This is a genomic window from Aureimonas altamirensis (assembly GCF_001463885.1).
GTDB lineage: Bacteria > Pseudomonadota > Alphaproteobacteria > Rhizobiales > Rhizobiaceae > Aureimonas > Aureimonas altamirensis.
Window position 1 is genome coordinate 38,884 of the sequence record NZ_BBWQ01000008.1, and the last position, 25,795, is coordinate 64,678.

Here is a 25,795-nt window from a genome sequence, read left to right on the forward strand (position 1 = left end):
TCACGATGGCCGAACGCTAGCTGGCCGCATCCCACCTGTCGACAAAAATCGATAAAAATACGCCCGAGATAATAAAATCGATTTTACGTTGACAGCCGGTTGCCTTTGATGCGTTGCTAGGGCCGTTCACCGACACATCGCATCATAGGGGACTGGCATTATGATTTCCCGCAGATGTCTTCTCGCCACCGGTACGTTACTGGCCGCGCTGGCGTTTCCCGTGGCCGGACAGGCCGAAACGACCCGGCTGACCGTCGTTTTTCCGAGCCCGGGCGGGCTCGGCTACTACGCCTTCTACAACGCCATCCAGGAAGGATATTTTGCGCAGGAGGGGATCGAGGTGCAGGCGCAGAGCGTCAACGGCTCCGCTCAGGTGATCCAGGCGCTGCTGGCGGGCCAGGCTCAGATCGGCCACCCCGGCGTTGCGCCGGTGCTCAATGCGCGTGAAGGCGGCGAAGACATCGTCTACGTCTACAACACCTTCACCAGCAGCCAGTTCAACATCGTCGTCGAGGGCGACGCGCCCTACGCCTCCGTCCAGGAGTTGCGCGGCAAGGTGATCGGCGTCGGAACCGCCGATGGCGCGGAAGTCGCCTTTGCGCGGTCCATCTTCGATGCGAAGGGCATGAAGGAAGGCGAGGATTTCCGCTTTCTCACCGTGGGCGAGGGCGGCATGGCCGTTGCCGCCTTCATGCAGGACTCGATCGACGCCTATGTCTCGGATACGGCGGGCGTTGCGACGTTGCGGTTGCGCGGCGTGGACCTGAAGATGCTGACGCCGCCCGAGTTCAAGGCCTATTTCGGCAACGGCTACGCGGTGACGCGGGCGTTCCTGGAAAGCAACCCGGAGACGATCGAAGGCTTCGGGCGCGCCTTGGTGAAGGGCAGCCGCTTCGGTTTTGCACCGGAGAACCGCGAGAAGACCCTGGAGAACGCCCTGGTCGGCAATCCGCAGCAACTGGATGATCCGGATTTCGCCGCGGCGCTGATGGACACCTATCTCGACCTGACGGCTCCGCAGGACAAGGCCCAGGGCTTCGGCTACCAGCGGCCCGAAGCCTGGGTGCGCTGGCACGATACGCTGGTTGCGTCGGGCGACCTCGACAAGCCCGTCGACAATCTGGAAGCAGCCTATACGAATGCCTTCGTGCCGGCCTGGAATGCTGCCCAATGATGGCCGCGGAGGCGCGCCCGGTCTATCGCCTGCACGGTGTCAACCGGACCTTCGGCGACGGGCGCGTCGTCGCCCTTCAGGGTGTGGACCTGACCCTTGCGCGGGGTGAGTTCCACTCGGTCATCGGCTCCAGCGGATGCGGCAAGACGACCCTTCTGAAAATCATGGCGGGCCTTCTCCCGCCATCGGCCGGAAAGGTCATGCTGGCCGACAGGCCGGTACTGGGACCACGTCCCGATATCGGCATGATGTTCCAGCAGGCGACTTTGTTTCCCTGGCGCACCACCATCGAAAACATCCTGCTGCCGATCGAGGTGCGCGACGGCAAGCGCGCCGCCGCCACCGCGCGGCCCAGGGCAGAGGCGCTCTTGGAGTTGGTGGGCCTGAAGGGATTCGGCGCTGCCTATCCATCCGAGCTTTCGGGCGGGATGGCGCAGCGGGCCGCCATGTGCCGCATGCTCGTCTGCGAGCCGGAAGTGCTGCTGCTGGACGAGCCGTTCAGCGCGCTCGATGAGATCACCCGCGACTTCATGAACCTGGAGCTGCAGCGGGTCTGCATGAAGCGGCGGGCAACCGCCTTTCTTGTTACCCATTCCATCTCGGAGGCGGTGCTTCTGTCCGACAAGGTCCATGTCATGTCGGCCCGGCCCGGCAGGGTCGTCCGCACGATCGACATAGACCTGCCGCGTCCGCGAACGCTGGAGATGTCGTCGCAACCGGCCTTCGGCTCCTATGTCTCGACCATCAGAGATCTACTCGACAAGGGAGCATTCCTTTGAGCGTTCTTCCTCAGGATACGGCCGCCGAGCCGGCCCACACCGTCTGGCGGCAGGATGTGTCATGGTCGGCCACAACGCCGCGCTCGTTGCTGCTGATCGGGGTGCTGGCGGCCTTTCTGGGGGCCTGGCACCTGTTTTCCACGTCGGGCATCGTCTCGCCGCTCATCCTTCCGTCCCCCTTCGCCGTGATCGCCGACCTGTGGGTCGTCGGCAAGGGCCTCGCCTCAGGCAACTACATGTTGCCGGCGCTCTGGATCACCGTTCAGGAGGTGATCTGGGGCTTTGTCCTTGCGGTGGCGATCGGAGTGTTCCTGGGGGTCGTCGTGGGCGAGACGACGTTCGGCGAGCGGGCGATCATGCCTTACATCGTGGCCATCGATACGATGCCGAAGATCGCCTTCGCGCCGCTTTTCGTGGCATGGCTGGGCTTTGGTATCTCATCCAAGCTGGCGCTTGCGGCCTTTATCTCGGTGTTTCCCATCGTCGTGGGCACGGCGGCCGGACTGCATGCCGCCGATGCCAATTCGCGCATGCTGTTCCAGAGCATCGGGGCAACGCGCTGGCAGACGCTGGTGAAACTGAAGATACCGACGGGGCTTCCGCAGTTCTTTACCGGGCTCAAGATCGCGTCCATCAGCGTCGTTTCCGGCGCCATCGCCGGCGAGTTCCTCGGCGGCGGGCAGGGCTTCGGCGAACTGATCCGGGTGGCGGCTTCGCAGCTCGATACCCCGCGCGTCTTTTCCCTGATCCTCTATCTCAGCCTGATCGGGCTGGCCATGTTCGGCCTTGTGAGCTGGATGCAGAACAGGTTCGTCTTCTGGCACCGATCCACTAATTCCATGCCCAAAAGAGGCGTCTGACGCGCTATGAACAGACGCATGGATGAGGACGGCTACAAGCGGGCGGGTCTGGTACGAATGGCAAAGAAAGAACCGGCGGGAGAGAAGCTCACCCTGGCGACATCGATCTACAATTCCCTGAGGGCAGACATACTCGGGGCCCATCTGCGGCCGGGAGAGCGGCTGCGCATCGACGCGCTGGCCGAGCGTTTCGACGTATCGGGCAGCGCGGTGCGCGAGGCCTTGTCCAGGCTGTCGACGGAAAGGCTGGTCGACCGATACGAGCAGCGTGGATTTCGCGTTCCCGCCGTCGCGCTGGAGGAATGGCGTGCTTTGGTGCGCACGCGGTGCTGGGTTGAAACGCGTGCCCTCGAGGAATCGATGAAGCGGCGCAACGACGCCTGGGAGGATAGCGTCGTGCTTGCATTCCACCGCCTGTCACGCCTTGCCTGGTCGGCCGATCCGGAAGCACATGCGCAGTGGCAACGGGCGCATCGCGTGTTTCATCAGACATTGATCGGCAATTGCGACTCCCCCTGGCTTGTCGAGTTCTGCGACACGCTGGCCGACCACGCGCAGCGCTACATCTCGGTTTCCAATACCGTCCGGCGCGAGCCCCGGGACGGCGAAGCAGAGCATGAAAGGCTGATGAAGACCGCCCTTTCCGGCGATATCGAAGCCGCATGCGCCGCGCTGACGGCGCATTACACCACCACACTGAAGGCCATCGAAAACGCCCTGGAGGCTTCCGATGGCGTGCCCGAGACACTGACGATCGGACAGGATGAAAATGCAGCTTGAAATCGGCAATCCATATGCGTCGCGCCGCTCGCCCGTCATGGCGCGGCAGATGGTTTCCACCTCGCAACCCCTTGCCACCGCTGCCGGGCTGGAGATGCTGCGGCGTGGCGGCAATGCAATCGATGCCGCGCTTGCGGCGGCCATCACGCTGCCGGTCGTGGAGCCGACCGGCAATGGGCTGGGTTCGGACGCATTCTGCATTCTGTGGGATGGGGCATCGCTGCATGGCTTGAACGCCTCTGGCCGCTCGCCGGCAAGCTGGGCGCCCGAGCGATTTGCCGGGCTGGACGTGATGCCGCGTCGCGGCTTCGACAGCGTGACCGTGCCGGGGGCCGTCTCCGCCTGGGTCGACCTGTCGTCACGCTTCGGCCGTTTGCCCTTCGAAGAGTTGTTCGAGCCGGCAGTCCGCTATGCGGAAGAAGGATATCCGGTATCGCCCATCATCGCCGAGCAATGGCGCCGGGGCGCCGAAGAGCTGCACAGCCAGCCGGGATATGCGCAGACGTTCATGCCCGATGGCCGCGCGCCGCGCGCCGGCGAAATCTTCCGCAGCGCGGAGATGGCGCGCACGCTTCGGCTGATCGCCGAAAGCCGCGGCGAGGCCTTCTATCGCGGTGAGCTCGCCGAGCGCATCGAGGCATTCGCCACGGAACACGACGCGGCCATCACCGCCGCGGACATGGCGGCACACGCCAACGATTGGTGCGGCACGATCGAGCAAAGCTTCGGCGATGCCGCGCTGCATGAAATCCCGCCCAACGGGCAGGGCATCGCGGCCCTGATGGCGCTGGGCATGCTGAAGGGCAGCGGTATAGAGGATCTGGCCCCCGACAGTGCGGAGGCGCTGCACTTGCAGATCGAGGCGATGAAGCTTGCCTTCATGGATATCTATGCCTTCGTGGCCGACCAGCTTTCGATGGATGAGGTCACTGCTTCGCACCTGCTAGACCCGGCCTATCTGGCGTCGCGCACCAGGCTGATAGACCGGACACGCGCGCTGGACCATCCCGTCGGCGCCCCGCGCGACGGCGGCACGGTATGCCTTGCCGCCGCCGATGCGGATGGCATGATGGTGTCCTTCATCCAGTCCAATTACGCAGGCTTCGGATCGGGCGTCGTGGTGCCGGGCACCGGCATCAGCCTGCAGAACCGCGCCTTCGGCTTCTCTACCCGGGCCGGGCATCCCAATCAGGTCGGCCCCGGCAAGCGGCCCTTCCATACGATCATCCCGGGTTTCGTCATGGGCGCCGACGGACCCTCCATGGCCTTCGGCCTGATGGGCGGCCCGATGCAGGCGCAAGGGCATTTGCAGATGATGCTGCGCACCCATGTCTGGGGGCAGGACCCGCAGATGGCGGCCGATGCGCCGCGCTGGCGGGTCATCGCCGGGCTGGACGTCGCCATAGAGGCGACGATGCAGCCGCAGACCGTATCGAAGCTTGCCGATATGGGCCACCGCGTGACGATGGAGCCGGACACGGCAGGCTTCGGTTTCGGCGGGGCGCAACTGATCCGGAAGATCGGAGACGTCTATATTGCCGGGTCCGATCCCCGTAAGGACGGGATGGCGGTCGGGTTCTGATACACGTCCTGCCTTGTCAAATGGCATCTAATGTATATATTGATGCCAGATGACATTTAAGGACCATCCATGATCAGGCTGACTCCTGTCGATGTGGCAGTTTTGGCGCCGGCTTCGCCGCTGATCACCGATGATGAAGCGGCGGCCAGCTTCCGGGCGGCGGTGCGGCTGTTTTCGCGGTGGGGCCTGACGGACGAACAGGCCGCGCTGCTTCTGGACATCGGCTTGCGCAGCTATCGCCGGTGGAAGATGGAAGGTCCCGGCCGCCTTGGCCGCGATGGCAAGGCGCGCCTTTCCAATCTGATGGGCATACACAAGGGCCTGCGCCTGATCTTCGGCGACTCTCCGCGCGTCTACGCGTGGATCAAGGCGCCCAATGCCGCCTTCGGCGGCCAGTCCGCGCTGGACGTGATGCTGCAGGGGGAGTTGACCGACCTCATCCGCGTCCGCCGTTATATCGACGCGGAGCGCGGTGGCTGGTGAAAATTGCCAGAACGCGGTGGACGAAGGCGGTCCGCATCATCCGCAGCATCTTTCCGCCGATCGACCTGTTCGAGGATATCGCCGATCCCGCTGATTGGGCGGCGATCATGGCCGCCGAGCAGAAGACCAATCCCCGGCTTGCCGAGCGCCTCGGCGAAGTCGAGCGTGTGCCGCCCGGCAGGCGCGTGGGCGGCACGGGCGCCTCTTACCTGATGGCGCCGTTCACGCATGTATCGGCCGACCGGCAGAGCCGCTTTTCAGATGGCAGTTTCGGCGTTCTCTACGTGGCGGACAGTTTCGAGGTGGCGCTGGCCGAGACGATCCATCATCACGAGCGTTTCATGGCCGCCACGGCCGAACCCGAAAGCTGGACCAACCAGTTTCGGGAAATCGTCCTCGATGTCGATGCGGATCTGCACGTGGTGGACCCGCAGGCCGATGCCGCCCTGCTGCACCCGGACGACTATACGAAGGCACAGGAGGCCGCGGCCGGGCTGCGCGCTGCAGGCTCCGACGGTTTGCGCTATCCCAGCGTCCGGCAGCCGGGCGGCGCGTGCGTTGCGCTGTTCTATCCAGATTGCGCCTCCGCGCCCGTACAGGGGCGGCATCTGGCCTATCACTGGAACGGAGAATGCGTGGACCTCGTTCGCGATTACACCCATAACGGCGTTTTCCGCGTCGAGCGGTAGGCCATGAGACTGCAAGAGTGACGATGAGCGATATCTACAACGACCTGAAGCAACTGGGACAGCCGACCGCCTTGCCGGCCAGCCCCGAAGAAGCCGTTCTGGAGCGTGTGGCAAACCCGCAGGCCGGCATAAGCTATTGCGTACGCTTCACCGCGCCGGAGTTCACCTCTTTGTGCCCGATGACGGGCCAGCCGGACTTCGCCCATCTGGTGATCGATTACGTGCCGTCGGGATGGCTGGTGGAAAGCAAGTCGCTGAAGCTCTATCTCGGCGCCTTCCGCAACCATGGCGCATTCCACGAAGATTGCACAATCTCCATCGCCCGTCGGCTGGTGGATCTTCTGGAACCCCAATGGCTGCGCATCGGCGGCTACTGGTACCCGCGCGGCGGCATCCCCATCGATGTCTTCTGGCAGACGGGCGCCGTGCCCGCCAAGGTCTGGATTCCGGATCAGGGTGTGCCGCCCTACCGGGGGCGTGGCTGACGCCGCGTCAGGCGAGGGCGTCGTAGACGATGTGCAGCGCCAACACGGTCATGGTGATCTTGAAGGCGCGGCGGAAGATCGGCTCCGGCAATTTGTCCAGCGCGACCGTACCCACCCAGGAACCGAATGCGCCCATGGCGATCATCGCGGCCAGCAGCGGGGCCCATTGCGCATAGGAAAAGCCGATCAGGCCGAAGGCAATGATCTTCAGCCCGTGCTGCACCACCATGCAGGTGGCGTGGGTGGCCACGAGCGGCTGTTTCACAAGGCCGCGCGCCGACAGAAGCCCTGCGACGAGCGCGCCGGTTGCGCCGACGATCATTGTGGCCACCGAGGTGATCGCGCCGCCAATGACGAAGGTGGCGCGGCCCATGCGTTCTGGCTTCGGGCGGGTGCCGAAGATGGACCACAGGATGAACAGGGCAAGAGCCAGTTTCGCGGCCGTTTCGGGGATGGCTGCCGCGATCGGCGTGCCTACCGCAACGCCAACCACGCTGCCGAGAAAGAACCACAGCACCAGTGGCCAGGCGATGAACCGGCGCTGGATGACGACGCGGCTGGCGTTCGATCCGAGCTGCACGATGCCATGAACCGCAAGCAGGCTGGATGACGGCAGGCCGAGCCCCAGGATCGCCAGCATGGCGAGCCCGCCGCCGAGCCCAAGTGCCGCCGTCAGCGCCGATGTCAGGAAGCTGGCCAGAACGATGGCCAGCCCGAAGACCGGGGAAACTTCCGGCGGCAGGAGTGACGTGACGTCCATGCCTCAGGCGTAGTGGCGCGCCATCGCCGACAAAGCGCGCGGCCGGATCGCGTCGGCCTGGCCCGCAGTGCCGAATGCCTCGAAGCGGGCAACGCATACCTTGCGCATGCCGTCCATTGCCGGCTTCATGTATTTGCGCGGATCGAACTCGGCAGGGTCGTTCCACAGGATGCTGCGTACCGCCGCCGTCACCGCAAGGCGCAGATCGGTATCGATGTTGATCTTGCGGACGCCGTGGCGGATGCCACGCTGGATCTCTTCCACAGGCACGCCCCATGTGGGCTTCAACGCACCGCCATGCGCATTGATGACATCCTGCAGGTCCACCGGCACCGAGGAAGAGCCGTGCATGACCAGATGCGTGTTCGGCAGGCGCTTGTGGATTTCCTCGATCACGCCCATGGCCAGCACGTCGCCATCCGGCTGGCGGCTGAACTTGTAGGCGCCGTGGCTCGTGCCCATCGCGACGGCCAGCGCATCGACGCCGGTTTCCGCCACGAAACGTTCCGCCTCTTCCGGATCGGTCAGGAGCTGGTCGTGCGACAGCGTGCCCGTTGCGCCATGGCCGTCTTCCTGGTCGCCCATGCCCGTTTCCAGAGAGCCGAGGACGCCTAGCTCCCCTTCCACCGATACGCCGGAGGAATGGGCAATTTCCACCACCTTGCGTGTGATGTCCCGGTTGTAGGTGTAGTCGGCCGGCGTGGTGCCGTCCGCCTTCAGCGAGCCGTCCATCATGACCGAGGTGAAACCGTTCTGGATGGCCGTCACGCAGGTTGCGACCGAGTTGCCGTGGTCGAGATGCATGCAGACCGGAATGTGCGGATACAGCTCGACCAGGCCGTCGATCAGCCGGGCCAGCACGATGTCGTTTGCATAGGCGCGCGCGCCGCGGCTGGCCTGCAGGATAACGGGCGAGCTCGTTTCGTCCGCGGCGGCCATGATGGCCAGCCCCTGTTCCATGTTGCTGATGTTGAAGGCCGGCACGCCATAGGCGTTTTCGGCAGCGTGGTCGAGCAGCTGTCTGAGTGTTATGCGCGCCAAAAGATGGTCTCCTCGTCGATCGGCGGAATGGCGATGCCGGCATGGCATATCGGGATTAAGGGCCCTGCGGAGATATAACAAGCAAATCCTCAAAATAACAAAAATGATGTTGAATTTGACAAGGTCGGTGTTATTTTCGGGCTTCAGGGAGGAAGGCCGCCGATGAGGCCGGAACAGCGCCGTCACGAGATTATCGAGCTTCTGATCCGCGAAGGCGCCGCCTCGCTGGAATCGATGGCGCGCGCTTTCGAAGTGTCCACGATGACCATCCATCGCGATCTGGACGATCTCGAATCCGCCGGGCTGCTGCGCAAAATTCGCGGTGGCGCCACCATCGAGGCGGGCGGCCAGTTCGAATCGGATTTCCGCTATCGGGCGCGCGTCGCCGCCAAGGAAAAGCAGATGATCGCGCGGCGTGCCGCCGGCTTCATCGAAAAGCGCATGATCGTCATGGTGGACGATGGCTCGACGTCGCAGATGATAACGCCGCATCTTATCGAGTGCCGTCCGCTGACGGTCATCACCAACAATCTTGCGGTCATCGTCGAACTGTCGGGGCAGGCCGGCATCGAGCTGATCGCCCTTGGCGGCAGCTTTTCCAAGAAGTTCAACGGCTTCTTCGGCGTTTTGACGGAGAAGGCCATCGCCGAGCTGCGGGCCGACATCGCTTTCCTGTCGTCGTCGGCCATCGACGGGCGGACGGCCTTCCATCAGGACCAGGAGGTGCTGGAGGTCAAGCGCGGCATGATAGCCTCGTCGGCGTCGCGCTATCTGATGGTGGATCATCGCAAGTTCGGGCGTACGGCCTTGCACCGTCTGGCCGATCTCGACGTCTTCGACGGTGTCGTCACATCCGCTGCCCTGCCACAGGAAAGGGCGGACGCCCTCAGGCAGGACGGCATCAAGCTCTATTTCGCGGAAGAAGGTTGAAGCATGGTCGATAAGAAGCATGTCTGGATCGGCACCAGCTGGAAAATGAACAAGACGCTTGCCGAGGCGCGCAGCTTTGCCGAACGCCTTGCGGTCGAGCCGGGCGACGCGCGCATCCAGCGCTTCGTGATCCCGCCCTTCACGGCCGTGCGGGAGGTGAAGTCCATCCTTTTGGCAAGCGACGTGAAGGTGGGTGCACAGAACATGCATTGGGCCGATGCCGGCGCCTGGACGGGCGAGATTTCGCCGCTCATGCTCACGGATTGCGGGCTCGACATCGTCGAGCTTGGCCATTCGGAGCGCCGCGAACATTTCGGCGAAACGGACGAAACCGTCGGGCTGAAGACGGAAGCCGCCCTTCGCCATGGGCTGACGCCGCTTATCTGTATCGGCGAGACGGAAAGCGAAAAGGAGGCCGGACAGGCCGACGCCGTGCTGGCCCGTCAGGTGGAAGGTGCGCTCGGCCGGCTGAACGACGCCCAGAAGGCTATGCCCATCCTGTTCGCCTATGAGCCGGTCTGGGCCATCGGAGAGGGCGGCAAGCCGGCAAGCGCCGGCTACGCCGATGCCCGGCAGGCGCGGATCATCGAGCTGGCGCGCGCCATCACGGGCCGGACGGTGCCGTGCCTGTACGGCGGCAGCGTCAATCCGGGCAATTGCGAGGAACTGATCGCCTGCCCACATGTCGACGGACTTTTCATCGGGCGTTCGGCCTGGCATGTCGAGGGTTATCTCGACATCCTCGCAAAATGCGCCAAGGCACTTTAACGAAAGGAAAAATCATGAAAATCGCAATCGCCGGAGACAGTGCGGGCGCACCCCTTGCCAAGGTTCTGGCCGAGCATCTGAAGGGCAAGCCCGGCCTCGAGGTTTCCGAGGTCTCGACGCCGCCGGCCGGCAATGACGAGTATTATGCCAATCTTTCCGAGCGCGTGGCCAAGGGCGTTCTGGACGGCACCTACGACCGTGCCATCCTGTGCTGCGGCACGGGCATCGGTGTGGCCCTGTCGGCCAACAAGGTGCCGGGCATCCGGGCGGCGCAGACGCACGATACCTACTCGGCCGAGCGGGCTGCGCTGTCCAACAACGCGCAGATCATCACCATGGGCGCGCGCGTCATCGGTGCGGAACTGGCAAAATCCATTGCCGAAGCGTACCTGGCCAACGAGTTCGACCCGGCCGGCAAGTCGGTGGGCAATGTCGAGGCGATCAACGCGCTGGATTCCAAATATCATCCGGCTGGCTGAACGCGCCGTTCACACACGCAAGACTTGCCCCGGCGCATGAACCGGGGCAAGAAACAACCGAAGTCACACGACTTCAAGGTTCTCGGGGCGGGGTGAAACTCCCCACCGGCGGTATAGCCCGCGAGCGCCTGCCGGCAACGGCAGGGTCAGCAGAGTCCGGTGAGATTCCGGCGCCGACGGTTACAGTCCGGATAAGAGAGAACGGCCAGTACCCCGTGCAAACGTCAGGTTTGCGCGGGTGCCTGCCAGTTTGCGGCCCGAATCCTGTTCAACACCTGTTCTGGATGCCGCAATGACAAACAACCTCAGGATAGCTTTCATCAAGGCCCGCTGGCATGCCGACATCGTCGATCGGGCCCATGCGGGGTTTGCCGAAGCGATGTCGCAAAGCGGCCGGCCGCACACGTTGGACAGCTTCGATGTGCCCGGCGCTTTCGAGATGCCGCTACTTGCCCAGAAGCTCGGGCACAGCGGGCGATACGACGCCATCGTCGCCGCCGCGCTGGTGGTGGATGGTGGCATCTACCGCCACGACTTCGTTGCGGCCGCCGTGGTGAACGGCCTTATGGACGCCCAGATGAAGACGGGCGTGCCAACCTTCTCGGTGTCGCTGACCCCGCATCACTTTCAGCCCTCGGCCGAGCATGTGGCCTTTTTCACCGAGCATTTCGTCAAGAAGGGCAAGGAGGCCGCCGCGGCTGTGCTGGCCATTGCCGATCTCGGCATCTAGCCGGCGGCAGACAACCGCATATGGTTGTCGCGCGTCAGGCGGGCGGAAAGGTCGGCGACCTCGCTTGCCCGCGTGGCGTCGCTCCAGCCAAGGGCTGCGGCGGCTATGTCGGCGATGGCTTCGAGATCCCGCATCGTCAGCGTGCCGCAGACGGCAAGCGTGGTGCGGCGCATGACGATGTCGGCCAGATGCCGCACATGCTCGTGCCGCACGATATGCCCGATTTCGGCAAGGCTGTAATCCGCGCTGTCCGGCAACCGCGCATCGCCTTGCTGCGCCTCTGTCACTGCAAACACGGCCGCCGTGGTGCCATAGCGCGACAGCAGCGCCCCGACGCGCTCGGGCGCAAGGCCGGTCTTGCGGGCGATGCCATCGACCCAGTCCTGCCGCGCGCCGTCGGACGCCGGGAAATCGCGCCCGCCGCCGATGGGAAGCGATTGCGTTGATACCTGCCTGTCCCGCCCGAGCCGCCCCAGAACCATATCGGCGACCTCTTCGGCAAAGCCCCGGAAGGTCGTCCACTTGCCGCCGACCAGCGACACGATAGGAAAGCCGCGCCCACCGGCCGCCTCGTCCACCGGTGCGGAGTGATCGCGGCTGATGAGCCCGGGATTGGTGGCGTCGGAGGCGGGCAGGGGCCGGATGCCGCTATAGGCGTAGACGATCTGCGCGCGCGAAAAGGAAAGTTTCGGCAAAAGGGCCGAGAGACTTGCGAGGAGGTAGTCGATCTCCTCGTCGTCGCAGCGGACGGTGTCCGGGTTGGCTGCGGGAATATCGGTAGAACCGACGAGGGCGCGGCCGAGATAGTCGTAGACCAGGCAGATGCGGCCGTCATCGGCCTCGAAATAGATCATCCGGCCATCCAGCATGCGCACCAGCTCGTCGTGATCCAGCAGGATGTGCGAGCCCTTGGTGCCGCCGATCAGGCGGGACGGTGCGCCCAGGGCTGCATTGACGGTATCGATCCACGGACCGGCGGCGTTGACGACGATGCGTGGCCGCACGGCATGCGTGGCGCCGTCGAAGCCCTGGATGTGCAGGACATCGCCATCGACAGCCTTCAGCGTCGTATCGTTCAGCGCCATCGAGCGGGGCATTGCCGCAAGCCCATCGGCGACGAGCTCAAAGACCAGGCGTTCCGGGCGGGCGATCCAGGCGTCGTAGTAGCGCCCTGCCGCAACGATACGCGGCGTCAGCGCCGGCATTTCCTGCAGGGCCCGGCCTTTGCCGTAGAAGGTGTGCCGTGGCATCACGCGGTGCCGGGCTCCGTACATGTCGTACATGGCCATGCCGATCTTGACGATCGCGGCGCCGCGGCTGCGCGGCGCGGTGGTGGAGCCGAACAGAGTGCGCAGGGCCGCCCACGCGCCCTTGGTCCATGAGAAGATCGGGATGATCGTCGGCAGCGGATGCACCGCATGCGGCGCATTGCGCAGCAGCAGGTTGCGTTCCAGGGTGGATTGGCGCACCAGCCCGAACTCACCCGTCTCGAGATATTTTATGCCGCCATGGATCAGGCGCGAGGGTGCGGCGCTGGTGCCCGACCCATAGTCGCCCTTGTCGACGATCAGGCAGCGCACGCCCTGCTCGCATAGATCGCGGAACAGGCCCGCGCCGTTGATCCCGGCCCCCAGGATGACGACATCGAAATCTTCGGGCGTACCGCTGGTGGGTGCTTGGCTCATGATCCGCTTTTCCTGGAAGAGGCAGTTTCTATCCGGATACCCGCTTCGCGAAGTCCGGACACCGTTTGCGCCGATACAGCGGCATCGACGATCACCGTATCGAACGTGTCCAGCGGCGCGAACTCGTGCAGCGCCACGCGACCGAACTTGGAACCGTCCACCAGCAGGATCCGCTTGCGAGCCGAGGCCAGCATGGCCTGCTTGATCCGCACGATCTCCGAATCCTGGATAAAGGCGGTGGCGCCGTCGACGGCCGAGGCGGAACAGATGGCCACGTCGGCCCGCAGCCGCCCGAGCGCGGTTTCACACAGGTGGCCGATATAGGCGTCGTAGGTGCGGTGGTATTGTCCGCCGGGACACAACAGGTCGACGCCGTCGACGCCGCGCAGCACATCGGCAGAGGCGAGGCTGTTGGTGACGACGCTGATCGGCGTCTTGGCGGCCAGAAGGGGCGCCAGCGCCGTCACCGTGGTCGAATCATCCAGCATCACGACCTGTCCCGGCTCGATATGACGAAGCGCGGCCTGCGCGAGCTGCGCCTTCTCCTGCACGGCCATGCCGCTGCGATAGCGAAACAGGCTTTCATAGATGCCGGAGGGCTGCGCGCTGACCGCGCCGTGAAGCTTGTGCAGCATGCCGCGCTGCGCCAACTGGTCGACGTGGCGGTGGATGGTCATGCGGGAAACGCCAAAGCGCTCCACCAGCTCTTCCACGCGCACATGGCCGCGCTCGGCGACAAAGGCGGCGATCTCGTCGCGCCGGTCCGGTCCCCGCGTCATTGCTGGCTGCCTTCGCTCAAGGATTCCAGTTGCGGCCACAGGGGCGCCATCGCATCCGCAAGATTGCGATACACCGCATAGCGTGCCGACAAGGCGTCATGGCGCGCCGCGTCCGGCCGATAGGTTGGCCCGTCGACGGCCGCGCCGCGCGGATCGGCCATGGGGCTGTCATACAGGCCGACTGCCGCGCCGGCACAGAGCACGGCGCCGAAGGCGGCGGTTTCCTCTGTGGTGGACAGGGTGACCGGGCGGCCGATGACATCGGCGAACAACTGGGCAAAGGAGGGGTTGCGTGAAATACCCCCCGTCAGGCGTGCCGCATCGAAGCGGAAACCGTCGGCGAGGGCGTCGATATGGTAGCGGTGGTTGAAGGCGATCCCTTCCAGTACCGCGCGCAGCATGTCGCCCCGATTGTGCCAGCCATGCAGGCCGAAGAAGCCGGCACTGGCCGGGCCGGCTTGTGGCGAGCCGAACAGATACGGATGGAAGAGGATGCCCGAGGGCCGCGCCAGCGCCGCGTCGAGCTCTGCCCCGGCAAGGGCGTGAATGGGCTGCCCACCGGCTTGCGACGCCTCGAGCTCTGTCCTGAAAACCGTATCGAGAAACCAGTCGTAATTGGCGGCCGACGCCGGCGAGATCGACATGGCATTCCACTGGCCGGGCGCGATGCCGTTGCGGCAGAACCAGCGTGCATCGACGCGGGGCGTGTCGGTGACCACCTCGTTGATGGAATAGGTGCCCGCCACGATGTCGACGACGCCGTGCCGGTGCCCGCCCGCACCCAGCGCCGAGGCGGTCACGTCGTGAAGGCCGCAGGCAACGGGCGTTCCTTCGACAAGGCCGGTGGCTGCCGCGGCCTGCGCGGTGACGTGGCCGACGATCTCGGCCGAGCCGGCCATGGGGGCGAGGGCGTCGAAGATGGCTGACAGGCCGAACAGCTCCACCGCCTGCCTGGAATAGGCCTGCGTCGTCACGTCGGTAAAGGATGTGCTGGCCTCTGTCCGGTCCGTACCGATCGTATCGGTCAGGCAGTAGCGCAGCCAGTCCTTGCAGCCCAGCACGTGGCCGATGCGCGCATACCGCTCGGGCTCGTTGTCGCGGATCCACGCCAGCAGCGCAGATGGGGCGGATACGTGGGGTGCCTGTCCGGTCAGCTCCAGTGCGGCATCGAAAAGGCCGGCGCCCGACCAGCGCTTTACGATGTCCAGTGCGCGGCTGTCGAGCGAAAGGATGCCCGGCCCAAGCGGCCGCCGTTCCCGGTCCAGCAGATATAACCCGTCGCCATGCGCCGTGGCGGCGATGGCCACGATATCGCCGGCGGGCCGGCCGGACGCGGCGAGGGCATCGCGGATCGCTTCCGCCGTCGCGCGCCACAGGCCGGCCATGTCGCGCTCGACGTGGCGCGGATGGGGAATGTCCTGCGGCACCCGGCGCCGCGCCACTGCAAGCTGCCGCCCATCCACGTCGAAGATGACGGCCTTGGTGACGGTGAGCCCGTTATCGATACCCAGAATTGATGGCACGACCGTAAACCTCCCGCGCGATTCCGTGCGAAGGTGTTACAACAGTCCAAATATAACGGCAATATATGTTACGACGCGCAGGCCTAGCGTTGACGTACCGGTGCGACCACGACGTGGATTCCCTTGTCCCGCAGGCGCGAGACATGCTCCCCGGGCGTATGGTCGTCGACGATCACGGTGTCGAACTCGGACAGAGCGGCAAAGCCGTGCAAAGCGCGCCTTTCGAATTTCGTGTGATCGATCAGCAGGATGCGCCTTGCCGAAGCATTGAACATGGCGCGCTTGGTCTCGATCATCTCGGGCGACTGGTGGAAGACGATGTCGTCGGTGACAGCGGCCATGGAAATGAACAGCGTGTCCGCCCGCAGGCGCGAGATTTCGCTGGTCGTCATGCGGCCCATGAACGCGTTGCACCAGTTGAAGTATTGTCCGCCGAGGCCCAGCAAGGTCAGGTCGCGGACGCCCTTCAGCTCGTTCATCAGGGTCAGGGAATTGGTGATGCAGGTCAGCGGCACCTTCATCGGCAAATGCCGGGCCATCTGCTGCACGGTGGTGGAATCGTCGAAGAACAGGGCTTGTCCCGGCTCTACGAATTGCATGGCGGCTTCGGCGATGGCCTCCTTTTCGGCGGCCTGCCGGTTGGCGCGATAGACGTCGCTGGATTCGATCAGGCTGGTCGGCGCGGCCGAAACGACGCCGCGCGCCTTGCGCAGCAGCCCACGGCTGACGAGCTCGTCGAGATCGCGGTGCGCCGTCATGAGGCTGACGCCGAAGCGCGCGGTCAGATCTTCGATCCGCATGGACCCCTCGGCCATGACGGTCTGGGCAATGGACTGGCGGCGGGCAAGCTGACGGGCCTGCCGCGAGTCGCTGAGGAGATCGTCGGCGGCGACGGCCACCGCCGGATCGTTATCGTCGGGCTTTCCTGCCGCCATCTGTCTCCCCCTCAAATGGAAAGGGGCGGCCGGGCCGCCCCTTTCTTCGACATTACTGCTCAAGCACGAAGGGCGAGGTGTACTTGTCGACATTGTCCTTGGTGATCAGGACGCAGTCGAAAAGCTGCTTCTCGGCGGGGGCGCCGGTTTCGCCGTTCTTGATGAAGTTGTCGGCCTGGCGCACGGCTTCTTCCGCAAACACGGCAACCGGCTGCAGCACCGTGTAGGCAAGTTCGCCGGCCTTGATGGCGGCGACCGCATCGGGCGAGCCGTCGAAGCCGCCAACCGTGACGTCGCCGAGCTTGCCGGCCTGCTTGAGGGCGGCGATGGCGCCGAGCGCCATTTCGTCGTTGCCGCTGATCACGCCGTTGATGTTGGGGTTGGCCTGCAGCAGGCTCTGCATGCGGTTGAAGCCCTGGGTACGGTCCCAGTTGGCAACTTCCTGGCCCACCTTCTCGAGGTCGGGATACTGGCTGAGAACGGTGGTGTAGCCGTTGGAGCGGGTCGCCGCATTGTTATCGGACGGAGCGCCGAGAAGCTCGACATAGGTGGCCTTGTCGCCAAGGATCTCCACCCACTGCTGCGCGCCCAGCGCCGCGCCCTGCGCATTGTTGGACACGAGCTGCGACTTGGCGAGGCCTTCCTGGTTGATCTCGGCATTGACCAGGAAAACCGGGATGCCGGCGTTGACGGCCTTGCGCACCGCACCCACCGAACCGTCGGCATTGGCCGGGTCGAGGATGATGGCGACCGACCGGTTGGTGATCGCGGTGTCGATCAGGTTGCTTTCGGTGTTGGTGTCGCCGCGATGCGCCCCGACGGTGGCATCGTAGCCCAGTTCCTTGGCCGTCTTGGAGGCGACTTCGCCTTCGGTGAACCAGTACGGGTTCGACGGATCGTTGACGATGATCGTCACCAGGCCTTCGGCCGACGCCGTGGCGGCGAAGGACGGTGCGATGGATACCATGCCTGCCAACAGCAGGGCCTTGATTGTCTTACGCATGCTCACTTTTCTCCCGTGCTTTGCACTCAAGTGGAGCCGGTTGCCCGGCGATCTTCCGCCGTAGACCGGCCCTCAGGCCTTGGAACCCTGCTGCGGAGAAGGGGTTTCGGCTGCCGTTGCGGTGCGCTTGGGCCGGCGGCCGTACTGGATGCTGTTCAGAAGGACGGCAAGCACGATCACCGCACCGGTGAAGACCGTCTGCCAGTAGGACGAGACGCCGATGATGACGAGGCCGTCGCCCAGGAAGCCGATGACGAAGGCGCCCAGCAGCGTGCCGCGGATCGTGCCCCGGCCGCCGGTCAGCGCCGCGCCGCCCACCACGACGGCGGCGATGGCCGTCAGCTCGTAGGTGGTGCCGGCGGTGGGGCCGGCCGACGTCAGCTGCGAAGACAGGACCAGCCCGGCGATGGCCGCGCACATGCCGGACAGGATGTACACCATCAGCGTGGTGAAGCGCACCGGAACGCCCGAAAGCTCGGCCGCGCGGGCATTGCCGCCGGTGGAGTAGATCCACCGCCCGAAGGCCGTGCGATTGAGCATGATGCTGGCGATGACGGCCACGACCACCAGTATGATGACGCCGATGGGTACGCTGAACAGGCGGTTGAAGCCCAACCAGTCGAAGCCGGTGTTGCCGAGCTCGGCCCGGCCGGCAAGGTTGTTGTAGGTGAGGCCGTTGGTCATCAGCAGCGCAACGCCGCGCGCCACATAAAGAACGCCCAGCGTCGCCACGAAAGCCGGCACCTTGAAGAAGGCGATGAGCACGCCGTTGATGGCGCCGACGAAGGCCCCGAGCGCCAATGTCAGCACCACCACCGCCCAGACCGGCGGATAGGCGACGATGCCGAAGGCGTCCATCGTCACGCCCTGCATCAGGAAGCCGGCGACGACGCCGGAGAGCCCCAGCGTGGAGCCGACCGAAAGGTCGATGCCGCCTGTCAGGATCACCAGCAGCATGCCGATCGCCAGAAGTCCGAAGATCGCCACATGCGACGACATGACGAGGAAATTGTTGACCGTGAAATAGACCGGCGACAGCACCGAAAAGACGATGATGATCGCGATCAGCGCGAAGAAGGCGCGCCCTTCCAGCAGCAGCCGGGCCAGGTCGAATCCGCCCGACCGGGAAGCCTGCTTCGAGGGTGAAGTGATGTCGGCCATGTTCGCGGCTCCGCTCTTGTCTCTGGTCATGCGACGACGGCCTCGCCCGACGCGGCCATGATCTGTTCCTTGCTCACGTCGGAGCCGAACTCGGCCGCGATGCGGCCCCGGCTCATGACGATGATGCGATGGGCGATGGAAAGGCACTCTCCGACTTCGGAGGTGGAATACACGACGGCCAGGCCGTCGGTGGCGCGGCCTGCCAGAAGCTTGAACACTTCGGCCTTGGCGCCGATGTCGATGCCTCGGCTCGGCTCGTCCAGCAGGACGACGCGCGGCCCGGTGGCCAGCATCTTGCCGATGACGACCTTCTGCTGGTTGCCGCCCGAAAGCGAGCCGATGGGGGCCTCGGGGCCACCCGTCTTGATGTGGACGCGGCCGATGGATTCCTTCACCAGGTCCCGCTCCTTGCGGCCCGAGGTAAAGAGCCCGCGCGTGAAGGCCTTGATGCTGGCGAGCGACAGGTTTTCACCGACGCTCATGGTCTGCACCAGACCGTCGCGCTGCCGGTCCTCGGGAATCAGCACCAGCCCGCGCTGGATGCGCTCGGCGATGGACAGGCGCGATACGTCCTGCCCCTCCAGCACGACCTGTCCGCCGGTCAGCGAGACACGTCCGGCCACGGCTTCGAGAAGCTCGGTGCGGCCTGCGCCCATGAGGCCGTAGATGCAGACGATCTCGCCGGCGCGCACGTCGAGGCTGAGCCTGTCGACGACATCGACCCCGCTGGAGGATTCGGTCACGCTGACATTGCGGACCGACAGGGCCACCGGCCCGAAATCGTAGCCCGAGGGCGGCGAGCCGAGGTCGAAATTCTCGCCCACCATATTGCGGACGATCCACTCCAGGTCGATATCGCGGCGTTCGGCCTTGGCCGTCATGCTGCCGTCGCGCAGGACGACGGCGTGATCGGTGATCTGCAGCGCCTCTTCCAGGTGATGCGAGATATAGACGATGGCGACGCCGCGAGCCTTCAGGTCGCGGATGACCTTGAACAGCACCTCCACCTCGGATGCGCTGAGCGCCGAAGTGGGTTCGTCCATGATGAGGATGCGGGCGTTGATGGACAGCGCACGGGCAATCTCTACGATCTGCTGCTGGCCCAGCCGCAGTTCCTCGACGGGGGTGAGGGGATCGATGTCCTCTTCCAGTTCCTCCATCAGGGCGCGGGCCTGCCGCTCTTCCTCGGCGAAGTCGACACCCATCGGTCCGCGGATCTCGCGCCCCATGAAGATGTTGTCGCGCACGCTGAGATTGGGCGCCAGGCTGAGCTCCTGGTGGATGATGGAAATGCCGCGATCGCGTGCGTCCACCGAAGAGGCGAAGGTGACGGACTGTCCGTCGAGGATCACCTCGCCCGATGTCGGCGGCGTGACGCCCGACAGGATACGCATGAGGGTGGACTTGCCGGCGCCGTTTTCGCCGAACAGGGTTGTCACCTCGCCGCGCCGGACGTCGAAGTTGACCCCCTTCAAGGCGTGGATGTTGCCGTATGATTTGGCGACGTTCCGCGCGGAAAGAACCGTCTCGCCGATGCCGCCGGCCTGCCGGGGCGCACTCATTCGACCGACATCCGCACCGGCGTCACGAGCCAGCTTTTGGGGTTGATGAGGCGGAAGGCGCCGGTGACCGTGATCGTCTTGCCGTTCAGGTTGGCGGTGTCGACGCCGGCCAGTACCTGCTTCTTCATCTCATCGTTCAGCGCCGCGCCGGCGTTCTGATACTCGATCTGGTTGGTGAACTGGCCGAACTCGATGGTGCCGGGCGCATCCCGCAATTCGGTGCCGTTGATGGCCGGCCCGGTCTGCACGCGGATGACGAGATCGTCGGGCGCGCCGTCCACCGTAACGGGGTAGATGCCGGAGCGCGGCTCGCCGGCGACACCGGTGAAAGTGACGGACATGACGGGCGCGATGCCCGACGGCGTACCGTGCTGCGCGACGGCTTCATCCTTGTTGGCGGCGATGGCGGCGGCAAGCGCCGGCGCATCGGTCGCCTTACCCTCGATGGCCGACTGGACGGTCGGAAATTGCTCGGTGCCATATGTCTCGGGCGAGAAGCCCTGGGCACGCGCACCCGCGGCCGATTCGACGCTGACATAGGTCGTGTCGAGCGCGATGGCCGCAAGGAGCGCCACCGCCGCGGCGGCAAGAACCATCTGGCTCGGGCGAAAGCGCGCGCGGCGCGCAGCGACGGCCTCTGTACTCATGGGCGGATCAACCTCCGGTTCGGCTGAAGTGTCTGGAAGAATCGAAATGCCTTGCGATGGCCCAACAGGTCGCCGCATCGCGATGATGCGACGACCGGCAGCACGGCCGTAGCGGCTGAACCTGACATTGAGCCTTCCTCCCGATGACGCATTTCCCGCCGTGTTCCTCCCGGCGGGGGCGTCGCATTGCAAAGCATGGTCTTAACGCGGACATGATATGTCTGTGTTAAGTTTCAGGTCGATAATGTTATATTCCACTTCACTCTGTCAATCCTCACCGATAGCCGTAACCACGCATCCCCGCATTTCTCGCGGTGCAGCATGGTTTCGTGCGGCATTTGGCGCCCTGCCGGCCGAATTGACTTGTGAGAAGGAAAGTGAAAGAACTTTCGCCAACGTAAAATAATTTCACCTGTATCAGGGTGTGGAGGGTCATGTCCCGCATATCGCGCCGCCTGGCAGACGACAGCCTCGCCATCCGCGCGGCATGGCTGCATTTCGGCGCCGGCCTGACGCAGGCCGAAGTTGCCGAGCGGCTGGGCGTATCGAGCGTCAAGGCGCATCGTCTGGTTGCGCGCGCCAGTCAGACCGGCGCGGTCAAGGTGGTGATCGAGGGGGATGTCACCGAGTGCCTCCAACTGGAGGACCGGTTGTCGGAGCGTTTCGGCCTGACGCGCTGCGAGGTGGTGCCCGATCTCTTCGAAAGCGGATTGCCGCTGCGCGCGCTGGGCATGGCCGGCGCCGCTTTCATGCGGCGCGAGATCGAAACCATGCAGGGTGGCGGCGTGATCGGGCTGGGCCACGGACGCACGCTGGCTGCCGCCATCTCTTCCATGCCGAAGGTGGATGGCGGGCAGGTGCGCTTCGTGTCGCTGCTCGGCGGGCTCACCCGCAACTTCCTGGCCAACCCGCATGACGTGATGCACCGCCTGGCCGAGAATACCGGCGCGGCGGCCTATGTGCTGCCGGTTCCGTTCTTTGCCAATTCGGTTGCGGATCGCGATGTGCTGCTGGCGCAGCGCGGCGTCAACGACGTTTTCCAGATGGCGTTGAACGCCGACCTGATGTTCGTCGGCATCGGCATCGCGCAGCCGGAGGCCCAGCTTGTCGCCTCGCGCATGATCGATATCGAGGAAATCCGAGAAGTGCAGGCCGGCGGCGGCGTCGGAGAGATGTTGGGCCACTTCTTCGACAGGGATGGCCTGCCCATCGAGACGTCATTGTCGGCCCGCACCGTTTCGCCCGGGATCGAGCTGCTCAAGGACAGGCGGATCGTGGCGCTGGCCGGCGGCGAGGGCAAGGTTCGCGGCATACGCTCGGTGTTGAAGAGCGGGCTTCTGGCCGGGCTGATCACCGACGAGAAGACAGCATCGGCCCTGCTTGAGACGGATTCGTTCTGAGGCCGGGCGTGGGAGGAAAGACAATGCAAGCTCCGTCGACGGGCAAGGATGTCGTGATCGGCATCGATGCCGGCACATCCGTCATCAAGGCCGTCGCCTTCGATCTTTCCGGGCGGCAGCTCGCGGTTGCCTCGGTTCTCAACCGCTATTCGCATGGGCCGGATGGCGCCGCGACCCAATCGCTGGAGCAGACATGGGCCGATTGCGTGGAGGCCCTGCGCGAGCTGGTGGCCGGCACGCCGGGCCTTGCCGCGCGCGTCGCTGCCCTGTCCGTGACCGGGCAGGGCGACGGGACATGGCTTGTCGGCGCGGGAAACCGCCCGGTTGGCGATGCCTGGCTGTGGCTGGATGCACGGGCCGCGCCGACCGTGCGCCGGCTGCGCGACGCCGCGCACGAGCGGGCGCGCTTTGAGGCAACCGGCACCGGGCTCAATACCTGCCAGCAGGGCGCGCAGATGGCGCATATGGCCAGCGCCGCGCCGGAGCTGTTGCAGCAGGCTGAGACTGCTCTTCATTGCAAGGATTGGCTGTATCTCAACCTGACGGGCGTGCGTGCCACCGACCCGTCGGAAGCCAGCTTCACCTTTGGCGATTTTCGCCGCCGCGCCTATGACGATGCCGTCATCGACGCGCTGGGGCTGACGCGCCAGCGTCGTCTTCTGCCGGACATCATCGACGGCACGCGGGTGACGCACAAATTGACGCAGGCCGCTGCCGACGTAACCGGCCTTCTTGCCGGAACGCCGGTCTCTCTCGGCTTCGTCGACATGGTGATGACGGCGCTCGGTGCGGGCGTCCATACCGGGCATCGCAATGCCGCCTGCTCCACCGTGGGGTCCACCGGCGTGCACATGCGCGCCGTCGCGGCCGACGAGGTGGTGCTGAACGACGAGGGGACGGGCTACGTCATCCTGCTTCCGGTGCCCGGAATGGTCACCCAGGTGCAGACCAACATGGCTGCGACGCTGAACATCGACTGGCTGCTGCGCGTGGCCGGCGATCTTCTGGCAGAGGCCGGCCAGCCGATCGCGCACGCGGACCTCGTCCGCCGGATCGATGGCTGGATGGATCGCAGTCGCCCCGGCTCGATCCTCTACCATCCCTATATTTCCGATACCGGTGAACGCGGACCCTTCATCGACGCCAATGCGCGCGCCAGCTTCATCGGGCTCGCCGCAACCCATCGCTTTGCCGACCTTGTCCGGGCGGTCGTCGAGGGGCTCGGCATGGCCACGCGCGATTGCTACGCCGCAATGGGCGACATGCCGGCCGAGCTGCGGCTGACGGGTGGTGCGGCGCGCTCGCGCGCCTTGCGTCAGGTGCTGTCGGCAGCCATCGGCGCGCCTGTCCGCGTGTCTGCCCGTGAAGAGGCCGGGGCCGCCGGTGCGGCCATGATGGCCGCCGTCGCCATCGGCGCCTACCCGGATATGGATAGCTGCATCGCAGAATGGGTAACGCCGCTTCTGGGCGCCGCCGAACACCCGGACGCCGACCTTAAGACGATCTACGACCGCGATTTCGCCGCCTATGGGCAGGCGCGCCGCGCCCTGGAAGGGGTGTGGCAGACGATGGCGGACAACCGTGGGGCCGGCATCGGCAGGGCCGACGCCGACGAACCCGCGCGCGAGCATACGGAACAGACCATGGACGCCGCCGAGGCGACCGAAGGGAGTGCATGATGAGCGATACCCAAATGATCGATCTGCTGGTCGTCGGCGGCGGCATCAATGGCGCGGGCATCGCGCGGGATGCGGCGGGGCGGGGCCTTTCCGTCGTCCTGTGCGAAAAGGACGATCTGGCGCAGGGCACCTCGTCGCGGTCCGGCAAGCTGGTGCATGGCGGCCTGCGCTACCTGGAATATTACGAGTTCCGGCTGGTGCGCGAGGCGTTGATCGAGCGCGAGGTGCTGCTGAACGCGGCGCCGCATATCATCTGGCCGATGCGCTTCGTGCTGCCGCACAGCCCCAACGACAGGCCGGCATGGCTGGTGCGGCTGGGCCTGTTCCTTTACGACCATCTCGGCGGACGCCGGAAGCTGCCGGGTACACGCTCGCTGGATCTGCGGCGCGACCCGGAGGGTGCGCCCATCAAGGATAGCTACACGCGCGGCTTCGAATATTCGGATTGCTGGGTGGACGATGCCCGGCTGGTGGTGCTGAACGCCGTCGGCGCGGCTGAAAAGGGCGCCGAGGTTCTGACGCGCACCGCCTGCACCAGTGTCCGGCGCAGCGACGGCGCCTGGACGGCCGAGCTGACCAACCGCGAAACCGGCGAAAAGCGCACGCTGAGGGCCAAGGTCGTGGTGAATGCCGGCGGCCCATGGGTGAAGGATATCGCGGGCCGGGTCGCCGGCAGCAACAGCCCACGCAATGTGCGCCTGGTGAAGGGCAGCCACATCATCGTTCCGAAGTTCTGGGAAGGCTCGCAGGCCTATCTGGTGCAGAACGACGACAAGCGCGTCATCTTCATCAACCCGTACGAGGGCGACAAGGCGCTGATCGGCACGACCGACATTCCCTATGAAGGCCGGCCCGAGGACGTGACCGCCGACGAAAGCGAGATCGGCTACCTGCTGGACGTGGTGAACCGCTACTTCAAGGAGCAGTTGCGGCGCGAGGACATCCTCCATGCCTTCTCCGGCGTGCGTCCTTTGTTCGATGACGGCAAGGGCAACCCTTCGGCCGTGACGCGCGACTACACCTTCGACCTCGACGAAACCGATGGCGTGCCGCTGCTGAACGTCTTTGGCGGCAAGATCACCACCTTCCGCAAGCTGGCCGAGCATGCGGTGGAGAAGATCGAGAATTATTTCCCGGGCATGGCGGGTTCGTGGACCAGCGGCGCGCCGCTGCCGGGCGGCGAAATCCCGAACGCGGATTTCGTCACCTTTACCGAAAGGCTGCGGGAGGCCTATCCCTGGATGCCACGCCGCCTGATGCGCCATTATGCGCGGCTGTACGGCGCGCGGACCCACATCCTGGTGGGCGATGCCGGCGACCTGAGCGGGCTTGGCCGGCACTTCGGCGGCGATCTCTACGAGGCCGAGGTGCGCTACCTGATCGCGCATGAGTGGGCGATGACGGCCGATGACGTGCTGGTGCGCCGTACCAAGCACGGTCTGCACCTCAGCGCCGCGGAAAAAAGCGCCTTGGCCGAATGGTTCGACAACCGGGCCGATATCGCAGCCTGACGCGTATTTGCAGCACTGGATAATCCCGATATGGCCCTGACGCTTTCCCTGAACACCAATCCGCTCGTCAACCGCTTCGCCGATGTGGACGACTTGATCGACACCGTGGCGCGGCAGTTGCGCATCCGCGATCTGCAACTGACCCACGAGTTCATCAACCCGTCCTGGCCTGCGCCGGTGATCCGCCGCCTGACGCGCTCGATGTCCGCCGCGCTGGACCGGACGGGCGTGCGCGTCACATCCGGCATGACCGGCCCCTATGGCCGGCTGAACCATTTCGGCCATCCCGACCGCGACGTACGGCGCTATTATGTGGACTGGTTCAAGACCTTCGCCGACATCACCGCCGATCTCGGCGGGGTTTCGGTTG

General features: G+C 65.1%; 25 protein-coding genes, 1 pseudogene and 1 riboswitch. Of the genes and pseudogenes, 16 read left to right on the forward strand and 10 right to left on the reverse strand.

Annotated elements, in window-relative coordinates; all coding sequences use genetic code 11:
* The first annotated feature begins 160 nt into the window (after positions 1-160).
* The 8 genes from AUL31_RS05015 to queF all read left to right on the forward strand — a co-directional run bounded on the left by AUL31_RS05015 (position 161) and on the right by queF (position 6,832).
* Positions 161-1,174 carry an ABC transporter substrate-binding protein gene (locus tag AUL31_RS05015; RefSeq protein ID WP_060602281.1) on the forward strand — a complete coding sequence of 338 codons (1,014 nt, stop codon included), beginning with the start codon at positions 161-163 and terminating at the stop codon, positions 1,172-1,174.
* A complete protein-coding gene (locus tag AUL31_RS05020; RefSeq protein WP_060602283.1) occupies positions 1,171-1,953 on the forward strand; it encodes an ABC transporter ATP-binding protein in 783 nt (260 codons plus the stop codon). Before AUL31_RS05015 ends, AUL31_RS05020 begins: the two co-directional genes overlap by 4 nt.
* Positions 1,950-2,813, forward strand: a complete 864-nt coding sequence (locus AUL31_RS05025) for an ABC transporter permease (protein ID WP_244489322.1) — start codon at positions 1,950-1,952, stop codon at positions 2,811-2,813. Before AUL31_RS05020 ends, AUL31_RS05025 begins: the two co-directional genes overlap by 4 nt.
* Before the next feature lie 57 nt (positions 2,814-2,870).
* Positions 2,871-3,593: a GntR family transcriptional regulator gene (locus tag AUL31_RS05030; protein WP_082646794.1), complete on the forward strand. Its 723-nt coding sequence runs from the start codon at positions 2,871-2,873 to the stop codon at positions 3,591-3,593.
* Positions 3,583-5,175 carry a gamma-glutamyltransferase family protein gene (locus tag AUL31_RS05035; protein WP_060602289.1) on the forward strand — a complete coding sequence of 531 codons (1,593 nt, stop codon included), beginning with the start codon at positions 3,583-3,585 and terminating at the stop codon, positions 5,173-5,175. Before AUL31_RS05030 ends, AUL31_RS05035 begins: the two co-directional genes overlap by 11 nt.
* Before the next feature lie 69 nt (positions 5,176-5,244).
* Positions 5,245-5,658, forward strand: a complete 414-nt coding sequence (locus tag AUL31_RS05040) for an MbcA/ParS/Xre antitoxin family protein (protein ID WP_060602292.1) — start codon at positions 5,245-5,247, stop codon at positions 5,656-5,658.
* Positions 5,655-6,347 carry an RES family NAD+ phosphorylase gene (locus tag AUL31_RS05045; protein ID WP_409359940.1) on the forward strand — a complete coding sequence of 231 codons (693 nt, stop codon included), beginning with the start codon at positions 5,655-5,657 and terminating at the stop codon, positions 6,345-6,347. Before AUL31_RS05040 ends, AUL31_RS05045 begins: the two co-directional genes overlap by 4 nt.
* A 23-nt stretch (positions 6,348-6,370) precedes the next feature.
* Positions 6,371-6,832: a preQ(1) synthase gene (gene queF, locus AUL31_RS05050; RefSeq protein WP_060602296.1), complete on the forward strand. Its 462-nt coding sequence runs from the start codon at positions 6,371-6,373 to the stop codon at positions 6,830-6,832.
* Between the two features lie 7 nt (positions 6,833-6,839).
* On the opposite strand, the gene AUL31_RS05055 is transcribed toward queF, so the two are convergent.
* Both AUL31_RS05055 and fba read right to left on the reverse strand, forming a co-directional pair.
* Entirely contained in the window at positions 6,840-7,592 is a 753-nt protein-coding gene (locus tag AUL31_RS05055) for a sulfite exporter TauE/SafE family protein (RefSeq protein ID WP_060602299.1), read from the reverse strand.
* A gap of 3 nt (positions 7,593-7,595) precedes the next feature.
* Entirely contained in the window at positions 7,596-8,633 is a 1,038-nt protein-coding gene (gene fba, locus AUL31_RS05060; RefSeq protein WP_060602302.1) for a class II fructose-bisphosphate aldolase, read from the reverse strand.
* A 162-nt stretch (positions 8,634-8,795) separates the two neighbouring features.
* Here fba and AUL31_RS05065 point away from each other — a divergent pair, with 162 nt between their 5' ends.
* From AUL31_RS05065 to AUL31_RS05080, 4 genes are all read left to right on the forward strand, one after another.
* Entirely contained in the window at positions 8,796-9,563 is a 768-nt protein-coding gene (locus tag AUL31_RS05065) for a DeoR/GlpR family DNA-binding transcription regulator (protein ID WP_060602304.1), read from the forward strand.
* A 3-nt stretch (positions 9,564-9,566) separates the two neighbouring features.
* On the forward strand, positions 9,567-10,331 hold the full coding sequence (locus AUL31_RS05070; RefSeq protein WP_060602305.1) for a triose-phosphate isomerase: 765 nt from the start codon (positions 9,567-9,569) through the stop codon (positions 10,329-10,331).
* A 14-nt stretch (positions 10,332-10,345) separates the two neighbouring features.
* Complete coding sequence (gene derI / locus AUL31_RS05075) at positions 10,346-10,810, forward strand: D-erythrulose-4-phosphate isomerase (protein WP_060602308.1); 465 nt, start codon at positions 10,346-10,348, stop codon at positions 10,808-10,810.
* Between the two features lie 74 nt (positions 10,811-10,884).
* A riboswitch (FMN riboswitch) is annotated at positions 10,885-11,017 on the forward strand.
* Between the two features lie 85 nt (positions 11,018-11,102).
* On the forward strand, positions 11,103-11,540 hold the full coding sequence (locus AUL31_RS05080; protein WP_060602311.1) for a 6,7-dimethyl-8-ribityllumazine synthase: 438 nt from the start codon (positions 11,103-11,105) through the stop codon (positions 11,538-11,540).
* On the opposite strand, the gene AUL31_RS05085 is transcribed toward AUL31_RS05080, so the two are convergent.
* The 8 genes from AUL31_RS05085 to AUL31_RS05120 form a co-directional block, all read right to left on the reverse strand.
* Positions 11,537-13,225: a glycerol-3-phosphate dehydrogenase/oxidase gene (locus AUL31_RS05085; RefSeq protein WP_060602314.1), complete on the reverse strand. Its 1,689-nt coding sequence runs from the start codon at positions 13,223-13,225 to the stop codon at positions 11,537-11,539. The two genes, AUL31_RS05080 and AUL31_RS05085, sit on opposite strands and share 4 nt — an antisense overlap.
* Positions 13,222-14,004 (reverse strand): DeoR/GlpR family DNA-binding transcription regulator, encoded by a 783-nt coding sequence (locus AUL31_RS05090; protein ID WP_060602317.1) that lies wholly within the window; start codon positions 14,002-14,004, stop codon positions 13,222-13,224. Before AUL31_RS05090 ends, AUL31_RS05085 begins: the two co-directional genes overlap by 4 nt.
* Positions 14,001-15,527 (reverse strand): FGGY-family carbohydrate kinase, encoded by a 1,527-nt coding sequence (locus tag AUL31_RS05095; protein WP_060602319.1) that lies wholly within the window; start codon positions 15,525-15,527, stop codon positions 14,001-14,003. The genes AUL31_RS05090 and AUL31_RS05095 overlap by 4 nt, the downstream gene beginning before the upstream one ends.
* Positions 15,528-15,610: 83 nt before the next feature.
* Positions 15,611-16,462 carry a DeoR/GlpR family DNA-binding transcription regulator gene (locus AUL31_RS05100; protein ID WP_060602322.1) on the reverse strand — a complete coding sequence of 284 codons (852 nt, stop codon included), beginning with the start codon at positions 16,460-16,462 and terminating at the stop codon, positions 15,611-15,613.
* A 52-nt stretch (positions 16,463-16,514) separates the two neighbouring features.
* Entirely contained in the window at positions 16,515-17,429 is a 915-nt protein-coding gene (locus tag AUL31_RS05105) for a D-ribose ABC transporter substrate-binding protein (RefSeq protein WP_192842510.1), read from the reverse strand.
* A gap of 108 nt (positions 17,430-17,537) precedes the next feature.
* Positions 17,538-18,626 (reverse strand): ABC transporter permease, encoded by a 1,089-nt coding sequence (locus AUL31_RS05110; protein WP_060602377.1) that lies wholly within the window; start codon positions 18,624-18,626, stop codon positions 17,538-17,540.
* Between the two features lie 26 nt (positions 18,627-18,652).
* The gene (locus tag AUL31_RS05115) at positions 18,653-20,188 is read right to left on the reverse strand and encodes a sugar ABC transporter ATP-binding protein (protein ID WP_060602327.1); all 1,536 of its coding nucleotides are present in this window, start codon (positions 20,186-20,188) and stop codon (positions 18,653-18,655) included.
* Positions 20,185-20,835 (reverse strand): DUF2291 domain-containing protein, encoded by a 651-nt coding sequence (locus AUL31_RS05120; RefSeq protein ID WP_060602330.1) that lies wholly within the window; start codon positions 20,833-20,835, stop codon positions 20,185-20,187. Before AUL31_RS05120 ends, AUL31_RS05115 begins: the two co-directional genes overlap by 4 nt.
* Before the next feature lie 434 nt (positions 20,836-21,269).
* Here AUL31_RS05120 and AUL31_RS05125 point away from each other — a divergent pair, with 434 nt between their 5' ends.
* The 4 genes and pseudogenes from AUL31_RS05125 to AUL31_RS05140 all read left to right on the forward strand — a co-directional run.
* Positions 21,270-22,235 (forward strand): sugar-binding transcriptional regulator, encoded by a 966-nt coding sequence (locus tag AUL31_RS05125; RefSeq protein ID WP_060602335.1) that lies wholly within the window; start codon positions 21,270-21,272, stop codon positions 22,233-22,235.
* Between the two features lie 23 nt (positions 22,236-22,258).
* Positions 22,259-23,914 carry an FGGY-family carbohydrate kinase gene (locus AUL31_RS05130; RefSeq protein WP_060602338.1) on the forward strand — a complete coding sequence of 552 codons (1,656 nt, stop codon included), beginning with the start codon at positions 22,259-22,261 and terminating at the stop codon, positions 23,912-23,914.
* Complete coding sequence (locus AUL31_RS05135; protein ID WP_060602341.1) at positions 23,914-25,425, forward strand: glycerol-3-phosphate dehydrogenase; 1,512 nt, start codon at positions 23,914-23,916, stop codon at positions 25,423-25,425. Before AUL31_RS05130 ends, AUL31_RS05135 begins: the two co-directional genes overlap by 1 nt.
* Before the next feature lie 30 nt (positions 25,426-25,455).
* A pseudogene (locus AUL31_RS05140) lies at positions 25,456-25,795 on the forward strand (sugar phosphate isomerase/epimerase); the annotation flags it as partial.

Bases quoted from the DNA above. Each gene is read 5' to 3' on its own strand.
- AUL31_RS05105 (WP_192842510.1), bottom strand. From the start codon at position 17,429: ATGGTATCCATCGCACCGTCCTTCGCCGCCACGGCGTCGGCCGAAGGC.
- AUL31_RS05100 (WP_060602322.1), bottom strand. From the start codon at position 16,462: ATGGCGGCAGGAAAGCCCGACGATAACGATCCGGCGGTGGCCGTCGCC.
- AUL31_RS05130 (WP_060602338.1), top strand. From the start codon at position 22,259: ATGCAAGCTCCGTCGACGGGCAAGGATGTCGTGATCGGCATCGATGCC.
- AUL31_RS05085 (WP_060602314.1), bottom strand. From the start codon at position 13,225: ATGAGCCAAGCACCCACCAGCGGTACGCCCGAAGATTTCGATGTCGTC.
- AUL31_RS05055 (WP_060602299.1), bottom strand. From the start codon at position 7,592: ATGGACGTCACGTCACTCCTGCCGCCGGAAGTTTCCCCGGTCTTCGGG.
- AUL31_RS05040 (WP_060602292.1), top strand. From the start codon at position 5,245: ATGATCAGGCTGACTCCTGTCGATGTGGCAGTTTTGGCGCCGGCTTCG.
- AUL31_RS05030 (WP_082646794.1), top strand. From the start codon at position 2,871: ATGGCAAAGAAAGAACCGGCGGGAGAGAAGCTCACCCTGGCGACATCG.
- AUL31_RS05115 (WP_060602327.1), bottom strand. From the start codon at position 20,188: ATGAGTGCGCCCCGGCAGGCCGGCGGCATCGGCGAGACGGTTCTTTCC.
- AUL31_RS05135 (WP_060602341.1), top strand. From the start codon at position 23,914: ATGAGCGATACCCAAATGATCGATCTGCTGGTCGTCGGCGGCGGCATC.
- AUL31_RS05090 (WP_060602317.1), bottom strand. From the start codon at position 14,004: ATGACGCGGGGACCGGACCGGCGCGACGAGATCGCCGCCTTTGTCGCC.
- AUL31_RS05110 (WP_060602377.1), bottom strand. From the start codon at position 18,626: ATGGCCGACATCACTTCACCCTCGAAGCAGGCTTCCCGGTCGGGCGGA.
- AUL31_RS05015 (WP_060602281.1), top strand. From the start codon at position 161: ATGATTTCCCGCAGATGTCTTCTCGCCACCGGTACGTTACTGGCCGCG.
- derI (WP_060602308.1), top strand. From the start codon at position 10,346: ATGAAAATCGCAATCGCCGGAGACAGTGCGGGCGCACCCCTTGCCAAG.
- queF (WP_060602296.1), top strand. From the start codon at position 6,371: ATGAGCGATATCTACAACGACCTGAAGCAACTGGGACAGCCGACCGCC.
- AUL31_RS05020 (WP_060602283.1), top strand. From the start codon at position 1,171: ATGATGGCCGCGGAGGCGCGCCCGGTCTATCGCCTGCACGGTGTCAAC.
- AUL31_RS05065 (WP_060602304.1), top strand. From the start codon at position 8,796: ATGAGGCCGGAACAGCGCCGTCACGAGATTATCGAGCTTCTGATCCGC.
- AUL31_RS05035 (WP_060602289.1), top strand. From the start codon at position 3,583: ATGCAGCTTGAAATCGGCAATCCATATGCGTCGCGCCGCTCGCCCGTC.
- AUL31_RS05120 (WP_060602330.1), bottom strand. From the start codon at position 20,835: ATGAGTACAGAGGCCGTCGCTGCGCGCCGCGCGCGCTTTCGCCCGAGC.
- AUL31_RS05125 (WP_060602335.1), top strand. From the start codon at position 21,270: ATGTCCCGCATATCGCGCCGCCTGGCAGACGACAGCCTCGCCATCCGC.
- AUL31_RS05080 (WP_060602311.1), top strand. From the start codon at position 11,103: ATGACAAACAACCTCAGGATAGCTTTCATCAAGGCCCGCTGGCATGCC.
- AUL31_RS05070 (WP_060602305.1), top strand. From the start codon at position 9,567: ATGGTCGATAAGAAGCATGTCTGGATCGGCACCAGCTGGAAAATGAAC.